Annotated in this window: 9 protein-coding genes and 1 riboswitch; of the genes, 2 read left to right on the top strand and 7 right to left on the bottom strand. The window is 72.3% G+C overall.

Translation table 11 applies throughout. From position 1 onward, the window contains the following. Nucleotides 1–7: 7 nt before the first annotated feature. From EAO71_RS06215 to EAO71_RS06205, 3 genes are all read right to left on the bottom strand, one after another. Nucleotides 8–1222: an alkaline phosphatase family protein gene (locus EAO71_RS06215; protein WP_147976766.1), complete on the bottom strand. Its 1215-nt coding sequence runs from the start codon at nt 1220–1222 to the stop codon at nt 8–10. Further along, nucleotides 1222–1806: a DUF5998 family protein gene (locus EAO71_RS06210; RefSeq protein WP_147976765.1), complete on the bottom strand. Its 585-nt coding sequence runs from the start codon at nt 1804–1806 to the stop codon at nt 1222–1224. Before EAO71_RS06210 ends, EAO71_RS06215 begins: the two co-directional genes overlap by 1 nt. Before the next feature lie 108 nt (nt 1807–1914). Further along, the gene (locus EAO71_RS06205; protein ID WP_410093955.1) at nt 1915–4122 is read right to left on the bottom strand and encodes a GNAT family N-acetyltransferase; all 2208 of its coding nucleotides are present in this window, start codon (nt 4120–4122) and stop codon (nt 1915–1917) included. 173 nt (nt 4123–4295) lie between these two features. Here EAO71_RS06205 and EAO71_RS06200 point away from each other — a divergent pair, with 173 nt between their 5' ends. Next, nucleotides 4296–4577 (top strand): HPr family phosphocarrier protein, encoded by a 282-nt coding sequence (locus EAO71_RS06200; protein ID WP_147976764.1) that lies wholly within the window; start codon nt 4296–4298, stop codon nt 4575–4577. 180 nt (nt 4578–4757) lie between these two features. On the opposite strand, the gene EAO71_RS06195 is transcribed toward EAO71_RS06200, so the two are convergent. The 4 genes from EAO71_RS06195 to EAO71_RS06180 all read right to left on the bottom strand — a co-directional run bounded on the left by EAO71_RS06195 (nt 4758) and on the right by EAO71_RS06180 (nt 9526). Beyond that, nucleotides 4758–5441 (bottom strand): GntR family transcriptional regulator, encoded by a 684-nt coding sequence (locus EAO71_RS06195; protein WP_147976763.1) that lies wholly within the window; start codon nt 5439–5441, stop codon nt 4758–4760. Nucleotides 5442–5623: 182 nt separating this feature from the next. After that, nucleotides 5624–6394 carry a M23 family metallopeptidase gene (locus tag EAO71_RS06190; RefSeq protein WP_147976762.1) on the bottom strand — a complete coding sequence of 257 codons (771 nt, stop codon included), beginning with the start codon at nt 6392–6394 and terminating at the stop codon, nt 5624–5626. Nucleotides 6395–6407: 13 nt separating this feature from the next. Continuing rightward, a riboswitch (cyclic di-AMP (ydaO/yuaA leader) is annotated at nt 6408–6574 on the bottom strand. Between the two features lie 211 nt (nt 6575–6785). After that, the gene (locus EAO71_RS06185; RefSeq protein ID WP_187282582.1) at nt 6786–8153 is read right to left on the bottom strand and encodes a M16 family metallopeptidase; all 1368 of its coding nucleotides are present in this window, start codon (nt 8151–8153) and stop codon (nt 6786–6788) included. A gap of 26 nt (nt 8154–8179) precedes the next feature. After that, the gene (locus tag EAO71_RS06180) at nt 8180–9526 is read right to left on the bottom strand and encodes a M16 family metallopeptidase (protein ID WP_147976760.1); all 1347 of its coding nucleotides are present in this window, start codon (nt 9524–9526) and stop codon (nt 8180–8182) included. 223 nt (nt 9527–9749) lie between these two features. Between EAO71_RS06180 and EAO71_RS06175 the strand changes: the two genes are divergently transcribed. Continuing rightward, a complete protein-coding gene (locus EAO71_RS06175; protein ID WP_147976759.1) occupies nt 9750–12206 on the top strand; it encodes a DNA gyrase/topoisomerase IV subunit A in 2457 nt (818 codons plus the stop codon). Nucleotides 12207–12244 lie beyond the last annotated feature (38 nt).

Genomic DNA, 12244 nt, shown 5'->3' with positions numbered 1-12244 from the left:
GGCAGGGTCAGGAACGGACCTCGAGGAGCGGCACGAGCTGCTCCGCGGGCGTCATGGATCCGTGGACGCCGACCATCGCCGACTCGTGCGGTTCGTTGACGGAGGCGGTGATGATGACGTCGTCGTGGGCGGCGGCGACGACGTCGCCGATCCGGCCGTGCACCCGCTCGTCGATCCCGTCGCCGGGCCGGCCGAACCAGCCGAGCGCGACGGCCTCCTCCCGGCTCGCCACCCAGAACTGCTCGCCGAGCACCTCGCGCCAGCAGGTCAGGACATCGGCCTCGGCGCCCGGTACGGCGTAGACGTGGCGGGCACGCCCTTCACCGCCGAGCAGGGCGACGCCCGCCCGCAGCTCCCAGTCCTCGTCGAAGTCGATCCGGGACTGCTCGTCGAAGGGGATGTCGACCATGCCGTGGTCCGCGGTGACGTAGAGCGCGGAGCGGGACGGCAGCTGTTCGGCCAGGCGCTGGACCAGCCGGTCGACGAACATCAGCTGTCCGCGCCAGGCGTCGGAGTCGACTCCGAAACGGTGTCCGGCGCCGTCGAGTTCGCTGTAGTACGTGTAGACCAGCGAGCGGTCCCCGCCGGCGAGCTGCTCGGCGGCGAAGTCCATCCGCTCCTCGCCGGAGAGCCGGCCGTGGAACGAGCCGCCGCTCAGCGCGATCTTGGTGAGCGGTGTGTCCTGGAAGATCGGCGAGGAGACCTGCGCGGTGTGGATGCCGGCCCGGTGGGCGAGCTCGAACACCGTGGGGTACGGCTGCCAGACGCGCGGGGAGGTCCACGGCTTCCAGCGGAGCTGGTTCATCAGCTCGCCGGTCGCGGGGTTGCGGGCCGTGTAGCCCGGCAGTCCGTGCTCTCCGGGGAACCGGCCGGTGCCGACCGAGGCGAGCGAGGTGGCGGTGGTCGCGGGGAACCCCGCGGTGATCGGGCGCCCGGTGCCGCCGCGCGAGCCGGCGAGCAGCGAGGTGAGGTACGGCGCCTCGTCCGGGTGGGCCTTGATCTGCTCCCAGCCGAGCCCGTCGATCAGGAAGACGCAGTTCCGGTCAGCCGGGGCGAGCTCGGCGATCCGGGCCTCGAACCCGGGCACGCCCTGTCCGGCGACGAGGGTCGGGAGGAGGTCGGCGAGCGAGCCGGAGCCGTACGCCGGGAGGGGCGCGGTGTCCAGGGCGAGCGGGACCGGGTCGTCCGGCCACCCGGAGGCGACGACGGCGGGCTGCACCATCAGCGGGTCGCCGCGGTGGCTTCGGAGAGCGACTGCGCGAAGGCCAGGGTCTGCCGGACCGTGTCCGGCCCGTCGCCCGCGTCGCTGACGCGCAGGCTGAGGTCGTCGGCGGTGGTGTTCCCGGTGTAGCCGTGGTCGGCGTCGCAGTTGGGGTCGCCGCAGGCGGCGGGCTCCAGGTCGATGCGCGAGACGGCGCCCCAGCCGATGGTGAGGACGACCTCACGGGGCAGGGTGCCGGGGGTGTACGACTCCGGGTTGGCGACGACGCGGCTGACGACGACCGAGGAGATCCGGTCGAGCTTGACCGATTCGGTGGAGGTCGTGGCGTACGGGGTCGGGGAGCTGGTGTCGGCGTTCTGCTCGTCGGTGTGGCTGACGATGAAACGGTTGGCCGTCAGGACGAGCACGGTGACATGGCGGCGGACCTCGTTGGAGTCGAACGTGGTCTCCTGGTGGACCAGGTACGACGCGATCGCCTCCCCACCGACGGCGGCCTCCACCGCCTCGGCCACGAGGGCCGGGTAGTAGCCGCTGCGCTCGATCGCCGCGCGCAGCCCCTGGGTCGTCGTACCGGTCTTTGCCATGGACTCCATCCTAATCCGTCGGAAGGGGCGCTCCGGGACGCTTGGGCGAGCACCCGTCCGGCTAGCGGGCCGATGAGGGGCGAGGTGGGCCGCGGGCGGGGTGGCCTCTCAGTAGCTCGGCAGGCGGCGCGGGCCGAGGTCGGTACGGGGCGGGGGCGCCGCCTCCACCGAGGTGTCCACGAGGGCCGCCTCGTCCTCGAACGCGACGATCAGCTGGAAGTGGTCGGCCCCGGGCAGCGGGCACATGGCCACGCCGCCGCCGGGCGCCTCGGGCCAGACGTGCCAGTTGGCCCGGTCCACGAGCGCCGCGGCGGAGAGCCGGACGTCGGCGACGAGCATCGGCCGCGGGTCGACGGTCTCGCCCGTCATGCCGATGCCGGGGGCGGGCCGGCCGCCGGCGGGCCCCGCGCCCACCGGGCCGGCGGCCGGCTGCGGTCGGGTGCTGGTGGCGGCGGAGAGGGCCTCGGCCAGCCCGCCCATCTCGACGTGCACGACGAGCACCGGCTTCGCCGCGGCCGGGGCGGAGGCGACCGCCGCGCGGAGGTGGGCCGCGAGGACCTCGCCGTCGCCGGACTCGATGGCGCCGTTCTCGCCGACCCAGGGGATCGCCGTCACCACGACCGCGTCGTTGGCGTCGTCCACGAGCGCCGCCGCCAGCGCGTCGCGGAAGTCCGCCGGGCTCGCGGCGGTGGTCAGGTCGAGCGGGCGCAGCGGGCGCAGACCCTCCGTCAGGCAGGCGTCGTAGGTCAGCAGCCCCAGCGACTCGGAGTTGCCGAGGATCGCCACCCGCGGTCCGGCCGGCAGCGGCTGGCCCGCGAGGAGCAGGCCGGCGTCGACCAGCTCGGTGACCGTGTCGACCCGGATCACCCCGGCCTGCCGGAGGAGCGCGGAGACCGTGGCGTGCGGGATGCGGGTGACGGGCACCCGGTGTCCGGGCGGTGCGCTGCCGCTGTGCCGGGCTCCCTTGACCACCACGACCGGCTTGACCGCCGCCGTGCGGCGCGCCAGCCGGGTGAACTTGCGGGGGTTGCCGATCGACTCCAGGTAGAGCAGCACGACGTCGGTCTCGGGGTCGTCGTACCAGTGCTGGAGGAAGTCGTTGCCGGAGACGTCCGCGCGGTTGCCCGCGGAGATGAAGGAGGAGAGCCCGGCGCCGCGCCGGTGCAGCCCGGCGAGCAGGGCGATGCCGATGGCGCCGGACTGGGTGAACAGGCCGATCCGGCCGGCCGCCGGCATCTGCGGGGCGAGCGAGGCGTTGAGCCGGACCCCGGCCGACGTGTTGATGATCCCGAAGGCGTTGGGCCCGATGATCCGCATCCCGTACGAGCGGGCCTGCCGGACCAGTGCGCGCTGCCGCTCCCGGCCCTCGGCCCCGCTCTCCGCGTAGCCCGCGGAGAGGACGACGAGGCCGCGGACGCCGTGCTCGCCGCAGTCGGCGACGGCCTCCGGCACCCGTTCCGCGGGGACGGCGACGACCGCCAGGTCCACCGGTTCGCCGATGTCGGCCACGGAGCGGAAGGCGGGCACCCCGTCGAACGAGGCGGGCGCGCCCGCCTCCAGGCTCCGGTTCACGGCGTGGACGCGGCCGGTGTAACCGGAGGCGACGAGGTTGCGCAGGACCGTCCGGCCGACCCCGCCGGGGGTGCGCCCGGCGCCGATCACGGCGACCGAGCCGGGGGCCAGGAGGCGCTGCACGGAGTGGGCCTCGGCCCGCTGCTCCCGTGCGCGCTGGACGGCGAGGGAACGGTCGGTGGGTTCCAGGTCGAGGTGGAGCCGTACGGCGCCGTCCTCGAAGCTGCGCTTCTGGGTGTAGCCGGCGTCCGTGAAGACCTTGATCATCTTGGAGTTGGCGGGCAGCACCTCGGCCGCGAACCGCCGGATGTCCCTCTCCCGGGCGACCGCCGCGATGTGCTCGAGCAGGGCCGAGGCCACCCCCCGGCCCTGGTGCGCGTCCTGCACCAGGAAGGCGACCTCGGCCTCGTCGGCCGGGGCGCTGGCGGGCCGGCCGTTGGCGTCGATGCGGTCGTAGCGCACGGTGGCGATGAACTCCCCGCCGACGGTCGCCGCGAGTCCGACCCGGTCCACGAAGTCGTGGTGGGTGAAGCGGTGCACGTCCTTGGCGGAGAGCCGGGGGTAGGGCGCGAAGAAGCGGTAGTACTTCGACTCGTCCGAGACCTGCTCGTAGAAGCTGACCAGGCGGTCGGCGTCGTCGACGGTGATCGGCCTGATGCGCGCGGTGCCGCCGTCGCGGAGGACGACGTCCGCCTCCCAGTGGTCGGGGTATGCGTGTTCAGGCTGTTCCGACGCGCTCTGCATGGGGTCAGCCTACGACCGGGGTACGACGCCGGCACCGGTCGCGCACGACGTGGGTGCCGTGCAAGGTAAGAGGGCCGGAGGGCTGTTCCGGCCGGGCCGGAGGTCGGCACGAGCACCTCGCAACCCATGAGAGACTGGTCTAGACAACCGGCCAAGACTTGAAGGGCAACACCATGGCTGAGCGCCGCGTCAACGTCGGCTGGGCCGAGGGCCTGCACGCCCGCCCCGCCTCCATCTTCGTCCGTGCCACCACGGCCTCCGGCATCCCCGTGACGATCGCCAAGGCCGACGGCAACCCGGTGAACGCCGCGTCCATGCTCGCGGTGCTCGGCCTGGGTGCGCAGGGCGGCGAGGAGATCGTGCTCGCTTCGGACGCCGACGGCGCCGAGGTCGCCCTGGACCGTCTGGCGAAGCTGGTTGCCGAGGGGCTCGAGGAGCTTCCCGAGACCGTCTGACGACACCTCACGCGGGAGCCGCATCCGTCCGAATTCCGGCGGGTGCGGCTCCTTCGTCTATTCCGGAATCACCCGGAGCGATTCGGACGGTCGATCGCGGCCCCGGAAATGCGGACACCGAATTACGGGCAGCACGAAATCCGGCCCCCGTATTCACTCTCTTTGTATACGGCGCCGCCGTTAATTCCGGATGCTCGCGGTGTTTACGGCATGTTGCGAAGGCCTCACACGGCCGTGTCCGGACCGTTTGGGCCGGTGCCGGGCCAGCGAGCGCTCGGCGTGCAGCGCGGTCAGCGCCCGCGCCCGCTCGGCGTCGCCGCGGGCCACCGCGTCGACGATGGCCCCGTGCTCCGCCCACTCCTCCACCGGCTGCGCCGCCGGCTCGACCGCGTACATCCAGGCGATCTTGTGGCGGAGCTGGGTGAGAAGGGCCGTCAGGGCCGGACTGCCGGCGGCCTGCGCCAGCGTCTCGTGGAACCAGCCCCCCAGGGACCGCAGGTCGTCCCCCTGGCCCCGCCTGGCCCGCTCCTGGCCCAGCCTGACCAGCCCCCGCAGCACCTTGAGATGGGCCTCGGTGCGGCGCTGCGCCGCGCGAGCGGCGCCCAGCGGCTCCAGCAGGGCCCGCATGTCCAGCAGGTCCGCCGCCTCCTGCTCGGTCGGCTCGGCGACATGGGCCCCGGCGTGCCGGCGGGTGACCACGAACCCCTCGGACTCCAGGGTGCGCAGAGCCTCGCGGACCGGGACGCGGGAGACCCCGTAGCGGCGCGCCAGCTGCTCCTCGGTCAGCCGGCTGCCGCGCTCGAAGACACCGGAGACGATGTCGTCCCGGATCGCCGTGCATACCGAGTGCGCGGGAATGCGCATGTTCGACCTCCGCCTTAATCCGCGCGAAACCCATCCGATGGACGCCCGTTCGCCGACCCTTCGGTGACTCTATTGCAGCAGAGGGATATTTCCGAAGGCCACCGTCGACCCATGGATATCTTCTGGCCCGCAAAAAAGCCCCGGCTCTGTACGAGCCGGGGCTTTTCTGACGCGGGCGGGGTTCAGACGTTCACACCGCGCGCACGCAGGTACGCGATCGGGTTGATGTCGGAGCCGTACTCGGCGGTGCTGCGGGCCTCGAAGTGGAGGTGGGGGCCGGTGGAGTTACCGGTCGACCCCGAGAGACCTATCTTCTGGCCCGGGGTGACGGTCTGGCCGACCGAGACGCTGATGGCCGAGAGGTGACCGTACTGGGTGTACGTGCCGTCGTGCATCCGGATGACGATGTTGTTGCCGTACGCGCCGCCCCAGCCGGCCTCGACGACGGTGCCGGAGCCCACGGAGACGACCTTGGTGCCGGAGGAGGCGTGGAAGTCGACCCCGGAGTGGCTGCCGGAGGACCAGAGCGAGCCGCCGGTCTTGTAGCCGGTGCTGACGTACGAGCCGGCGACGGGGAGCTGGAAGGAGGCGAGGCGCTTGCGCTCGGCCTCGCGGGCCGCGCGCTCCTTGGCCAGGCGGGCCTCCTTGGCGCGGGCCTCGGCCTTGCGCCTGGCCTCCGCCGCGGCCTTCTCCCGGGCGGCGGCCTCGACGGCCTCCCGCTCCTGGGCGGCGGCCTGGGCGCTCACCGTGTCCGCCAGAACGTCGGCGACGACGGTCTGGTTGAGGCCGGTGTCCTCCAGCGAGGGGGCTTCCGTGTCGGCGGCGAGCGCCGGGGAAGCGAGGGTTCCGATGACGCCGGTGGTGGCGAGGGTGGCGATGCCGGCGATGCCGACGCCACGGCGCGCCAGACGGCTCGGACCACGATGCTTCCCGGTGGCACGGGTGAACGCCATGTAGTGGCTGATCCTTTCCTTCCTTCTCGCCTACCGGGTTAGCTGACGGGTTCGGAGCAGGAAGGTCTCCTACGGGCCCCTCCGCACGGGTGCGAAGGCGTCCGATTCACCCCAGGGACTTCGTTGTGGGTCCCCGGCTCCCCAGGCTCGCGCCTGACGGGGACTCGGCGATGACTGTCCGATGCCGCGGGTGCGGCGGGTGCAACTGGCGAACAGCCGGATCGAAGCTAAGCGGACCGTCTTTCAATCGCCAAACAGACAGGCCCGTTTGTAAGACATGCCACAGGGCAAACGATCACTCAGCCTTCCATTCCGGACAAAGCAGAGGACCCCGACATAGCACTCGATCGGGGTCCCGCTGCCGTGCCTTTTCGGCCATCGGCCTCCGCAATCAGCCGGAGACGACGGTCACTTCGCCGATGCCGAGCGCGCGGACGGGGTCCGCGATCGCGGCGGCGTCGCCGACGAGGACGGTGACCAGACGGTCCACCGGGAAGGCGTTGACGACGGCGGCGGTCGCCTCGACCGTGCCCGTCTCGGCCAGCCGCGCGTACAACTGCGCCTGGTAGTCGTCCGGAAGGTGCTGCTCGACCTGGTCGGCGAGCGTCGCGGCGACGGAGGCGGCCGTCTCGTACTTGAGCGGCGCCACGCCGACGAGGTTCTGCACGGCCACGTCCCGCTCGGCGTCCGTCAGACCGTCGGCGGCGAGGGTGCGGAGCACCTTCCACAGGTCGTCAAGTGCCGGGCCGGTGTTGGGGGTGTCCACGGAGCCGCTGATGGCGAGCATCGAGGCGCCGTGGCCCGCACCGTCGGAGCGCAGCACCTGCCCGAAGGACCGGACGCCGTAGGTGTAGCCCTTCTCCTCGCGCAGCACGCGGTCCAGGCGGGAGGTGAGCGTGCCGCCGAGGCAGTACGTGCCGAGGACCTGGGCCGGCCACACGCGGTCGTGCCGGTCGGCTCCGACCCGGCCGATGAGCAGCTGGGTCTGGACGGCGCCGGGCCGGTCCACGATGACCACACGGCCGGTGTCGTCGGCCGTGATCGGCGGCACGGGGCGGGCCTCGGCGGTGTCGCCCGTCCAGGCGCCCAGCGTCTCGGCGAGGATCTTGTCCACGTCCACGTCGGTGAAGTCGCCGACGACGACGGCCGTGGCCGTGGCGGGGCGGACGTGGGCCTCGTAGAAGGCGCGGACGGCCGCTGCGTCGATCGCGGCGACCGTCTCCTCGGTGCCCTGCCGCGGCCGGGACATGCGCGAGCCGGCCGGGAACAGCTCCTTGGAGAGCTGCTTGGCCGCCCGGCGTCCCGGGTTCGCCGTCTCGTGCGGGATCTCGTCGAGCCGGTTGCGCACCAGGCGCTCGATCTCGGTCTCGACGAAGGCCGGCGCGATCAGCGCCTCGGCGACCAGGCCGAGGGCCTTGGGCAGCCGGGAGACCGGCACCTCCAGGGAGACCCGGACACCGGGGTGGTCGGCGTGCGCGTCGAGCGTGGCGCCGCAGCGCTCCAGCTCGGCGGCGAACTCCTCGGCGGAGTGCTTGTCCGTGCCTTCGGACAGGGCGCGGGCCATGATGGTGGCCACGCCGTCCAGGCCCTCGGGCTCGGCGTCCAGCGGGGCGTCGAGGAAGATCTCCACGGCCACCACCTGCTGGCCCGGGCGCAGGCAGCGCAGCACGGTCAGGCCGTTGTCCAGCGCGCCGCGGTCCGGGGCCGGGAAGGCCCAGGGGCGGGCCGCGCCGGGCTTCGGCTGCGGGTGGAACTCCATGCTCGTCAAAGACGCGGCGGCGTCGGTCACTGCTCCGCTCCCTCTTCCTCGTCGCTGTCGCTCTGCTCGGCGGCGACCGGCTCGTAGACCAGGACCGCGCGGTTGTCCGGCCGCAGGCGGGCCTGGGCCACCGCGCGCACCTCGTCGGCGGTGACCTCCAGGACCCGGTTCACCGCGGTCAGGGCGAGCTGCGGGTCGCCGAACAGCACCGCGAAGCGGCACAGTTCGTCGGCCCGGCCGGCGACGGTGCCGAGCCGGTCCAGCCACTCGCGCTCCAACTGGGCCTGCGCGCGCTCCATCTCCTCGGGCGTCGGGCCCTCGGCCGCGAAGCGGGCCAGCTCCTCGTCGACCGCGGTCTCGATCTCGGGCACCTCGACGCCGCCGGAGGTCTTGACGTCCAGCCAGCCGAGCGAGGGCGCACCCGCGAGCCGCAGCAGGCCGAAGCCGGCCGCGACGGCCGTGCGGTCGCGGCGGACCAGGCGGTTGTGCAGCCGGGAGGACTCCCCGCCACCGAGGACGGTCAGGGCCAGGTCGGCGGCGTCGCACTCGCGCGTGCCGTCGTGCGGCAGGCGGTAGGCGGCCATCAGCGCGCGGGCCGGGACCTCCTCCTCGACGACCTCGCGCAGCTGCTCGCCGATGACGTCGGGCAGGGTGCCGTCGCGCGGCGGCAGCTTGCCGTCGTGGGACGGGATGGAGCCGAAGTACTTCTCGATCCAGGCGAGGGTCTGCGCGGGGTCGATGTCGCCGACGACCGACAGCACCGCGTTGTTCGGCGCGTAGTACGTGCGGAAGAAGGCCCGCGCGTCCTCCAGGGTGGCCGCGTCCAGGTCGGCCATGGAACCGATCGGGGTGTGGTGGTACGGGTGGCCGTCCGGGTAGGCGAGCGCGGTCAGCCGCTCGAAGGCGGTGCCGTAGGGAACGTTGTCGTAACGCTGGCGGCGCTCGTTCTTCACGACGTCCCGCTGGTTCTCCATCGAGGTGTCGTCCAGCGCGGTGAGCAGCGAGCCCATGCGGTCCGCCTCCAGCCAGAGCGCGAGCTCCAGCTGGTGGGTCGGCATGGTCTCGAAGTAGTTGGTGCGCTCGAAGCTCGTCGTACCGTTGAGCGAACCGCCCGCGCCCTGCACCAGCTCGAAGTGGCCGTTGCCGTGGACCTGCTTCGATCCCTGGAACATCAGGTGCTCGAAGAGGTGGGCCAGGCCGGTGCGGCCCGCGACCTCGTGGCGCGAACCGACGTCGTACCAGAGGCAGACCGCGGCGACCGGGGTCAGGTGGTCCTCGGAGAGCACCACGCGCAGGCCGTTGGCCAGCCGGTGCTCGGTCGCTGTCAGGCCTCCGGAGCCGGCCTCGGCTGTGGCCGTGTGACCCATGGGCATGTACGTCCCTTCGATCGCGATGTGGAAAAGTCCTGCCACTGTATGCAAGCGCGCTGACACCTGGCGAAGTTCCCGCAGGTTCGTGGCGTCCCTCTTCCGGGTACCGCGGCGCTCGTGTACGGCCGACGGACGCCTTGACCGGGTCGCGGTCGGACTTGTCAGTGGCACGGTCCACAATGGTCCGCGTCAGATCAACCATGTTGGTGAAGGAGCCGCAGCCGCGATGGCCCGCCGCAGCACGAAGACACCGCCGCCGGACGACGCGTTCGAGGAGAGGATCCTCGACATCGACGTCGTCGACGAGATGCAGGGCTCCTTCCTCGAGTACGCGTACTCCGTGATCTACTCCCGCGCGCTGCCGGACGCCCGCGACGGCATGAAGCCGGTGCAGCGCCGCATCGTGTACCAGATGAACGAGATGGGCCTGCGCCCCGACCGCGGCTACGTGAAGTGCGCGCGCGTCGTCGGCGAGGTCATGGGCAAGCTGCACCCGCACGGCGACTCGTCGATCTACGACGCCATGGTCCGGATGGCCCAGCCGTTCTCCATGCGCGTCCCCCTCGTCGACGGCCACGGCAACTTCGGCTCCCTCGGCAACGACGACCCGCCGGCCGCCATGCGGTACACCGAGTCCCGGATGGCCGCCGCGGCGCTGATGATGACGGAGTCGATCGACGAGGACACCGTCGACTTCGCGCCGAACTACGACGGCCAGGAGCAGGAGCCGGTCGCACTCCCCGCCGCGTACCCGAACCTGCTGGTCAACGGCGCGTCCGGGATCGCCGTCGGCATGGCGACGAACATGCCGCCGCACAACCTCGGCGAGGTGATCGCCGCGGCCCGCCACCTGATCCGCCACCCGAACGCGGATCTGGAAGCGCTCATGCGCTTCGTGCCCGGACCCGATCTGCCGACCGGAGGCCGGATCGTCGGCCTGTCCGGCATCAAGGACGCCTACGAGAGCGGCCGCGGCACGTTCAAGATCCGCGCCACCACGACGGTGGAGACCGTGACGGCCCGCCGCAAGGGCATCGTCGTCACCGAACTGCCCTTCACGGTCGGCCCCGAGAAGGTCATCTCCAAGATCAAGGACCTGGTCGGCTCCAAGAAGCTCCAGGGCATCGCGGACGTCAAGGACCTCACCGACCGCGCCCACGGTCTGCGTCTCGTCATCGAGGTCAAGAACGGCTTCGTGCCGGAGGCCGTCCTGGAGCAGCTCTACAAGCTGACGCCGATGGAGGAGTCCTTCGGCATCAACAACGTGGCGCTGGTCGACGGTCAGCCGCTCACCCTGGGGCTCAAGGAGCTCCTGGAGGTCTACCTCGACCACCGCTTCACGGTGGTGCGCCGCCGCTCCGAGTTCCGCCGGGGCAAGAAGCGCGACCGGCTGCACCTGGTCGAGGGCCTGCTCGTCGCGCTCCTCGACATCGACGAGGTCATCCGCCTCATCCGTTCCAGCGAGAACTCGGCGCAGGCCAAGGAGCGCCTGATCGAGCACTTCTCGCTGAGCGAGATCCAGACGCAGTACATCCTGGACACCCCGCTGCGCCGGCTCACCAAGTTCGACCGGATCGAGCTGGAGACCGAGCGCGACCGGCTCAACGGCGAGATCGACGAGCTGACCGGGATCCTCGACTCGGACAGCGAGCTGCGCAAGCTCGTCTCCAGCGAACTGGCCGCGGTGGCGAAGAAGTTCGGGACGGACCGCCGCACGGTCCTGCTGGAGTCGGCGGGCGCGCCGGTCGCGGCCGTGGCCCTGCAGGTCGCGGACGACCCGTGCCGGGTGCTGCTCTCCTCGACGGGTCTGCTGGCCCGCACGGCGAGGGCGGACGTGCCGGCGGCGGAGGACGGCCGGCGGGTCAGGCACGACGTGGTCGTCTCGGCCGTCGCGGCCACCCAGCGGGGCGAGGTCGGTGCCGTGACCTCGGCCGGGCGCCTGCTGCGGCTCGCGGTGATCGATCTGCCCCAGCTCCCCGACACCGCGTCCGCGCCGAACCTCGCCGGCGGGGCGCCGGTGACGGAGTTCCTCACCCTGGAGGACGACGAGACGGTGGTCTGCCTGACCACCCTCGACGAGTCCTCGCAGGGCCTGGCGCTCGGCACGCTCCAGGGCGTGGTGAAGCGGGTGGTGCCGGACTATCCGACGAACAAGGACGAGCTGGAGGTCATCACCCTCAAGGACGGTGACCGGATCGTCGGCGCGACCGAGCTGCGCACGGGCGAGGAGGACCTGGTGTTCATCACGTCCGACGCCCAGCTCCTGCGCTACCAGGCGTCCCAGGTGCGACCGCAGGGCCGTCCCGCGGGCGGCATGGCGGGCATCAAGCTCGGCGCCGGTGCCGAGGTGCTCTCGTTCACGGCGGTGGATCCGGGGGCGGACGCGGTGGTGTTCACGGTCGCGGGTTCCACGGGCACGCTGGACGACTCGACCGGCACGTCGTGGAAGCTGACGCCGTTCGACCAGTACCCCCGCAAGGGGCGGGCGACCGGCGGCGTGCGCTGCCAGCGGTTCCTGAAGGGCGAGGACGTGCTCCTGCTGGCCTGGGCGGGCGAGGCACCGGCCCGCGCGGCGCAGCAGAACGGCACGCCGGTCGAGCTCCCGGAGACCGACCCGCGACGGGACGGCTCGGGCACCCCGCCGACCGCGCCCGTGGCCTCCCTGGCCGGCCCTCTCGGATAGCGCTCCGATCCCACGCGAACGCCCCCTGTCCCGCGCCA

It is taken from the genome of Streptomyces sp. MS191, assembly GCF_008042125.1.
Lineage (GTDB): Bacteria > Actinomycetota > Actinomycetes > Streptomycetales > Streptomycetaceae > Streptomyces.
The sequence above is the reverse complement of the archived record's forward strand: the minus strand, read 5'-3'. Positions and strand labels throughout refer to the sequence as shown.

Bases quoted from the DNA above. Each gene is read 5' to 3' on its own strand.
- EAO71_RS06210 (WP_147976765.1), bottom strand. From the start codon at position 1,806: ATGGCAAAGACCGGTACGACGACCCAGGGGCTGCGCGCGGCGATCGAG.
- EAO71_RS06185 (WP_187282582.1), bottom strand. From the start codon at position 8,153: ATGGAGTTCCACCCGCAGCCGAAGCCCGGCGCGGCCCGCCCCTGGGCC.
- EAO71_RS06215 (WP_147976766.1), bottom strand. From the start codon at position 1,222: ATGGTGCAGCCCGCCGTCGTCGCCTCCGGGTGGCCGGACGACCCGGTC.
- EAO71_RS06190 (WP_147976762.1), bottom strand. From the start codon at position 6,394: ATGGCGTTCACCCGTGCCACCGGGAAGCATCGTGGTCCGAGCCGTCTG.
- EAO71_RS06180 (WP_147976760.1), bottom strand. From the start codon at position 9,526: ATGCCCATGGGTCACACGGCCACAGCCGAGGCCGGCTCCGGAGGCCTG.
- EAO71_RS06175 (WP_147976759.1), top strand. From the start codon at position 9,750: ATGGCCCGCCGCAGCACGAAGACACCGCCGCCGGACGACGCGTTCGAG.
- EAO71_RS06200 (WP_147976764.1), top strand. From the start codon at position 4,296: ATGGCTGAGCGCCGCGTCAACGTCGGCTGGGCCGAGGGCCTGCACGCC.
- EAO71_RS06195 (WP_147976763.1), bottom strand. From the start codon at position 5,441: ATGCGCATTCCCGCGCACTCGGTATGCACGGCGATCCGGGACGACATC.
- EAO71_RS06205 (WP_410093955.1), bottom strand. From the start codon at position 4,122: ATGCAGAGCGCGTCGGAACAGCCTGAACACGCATACCCCGACCACTGG.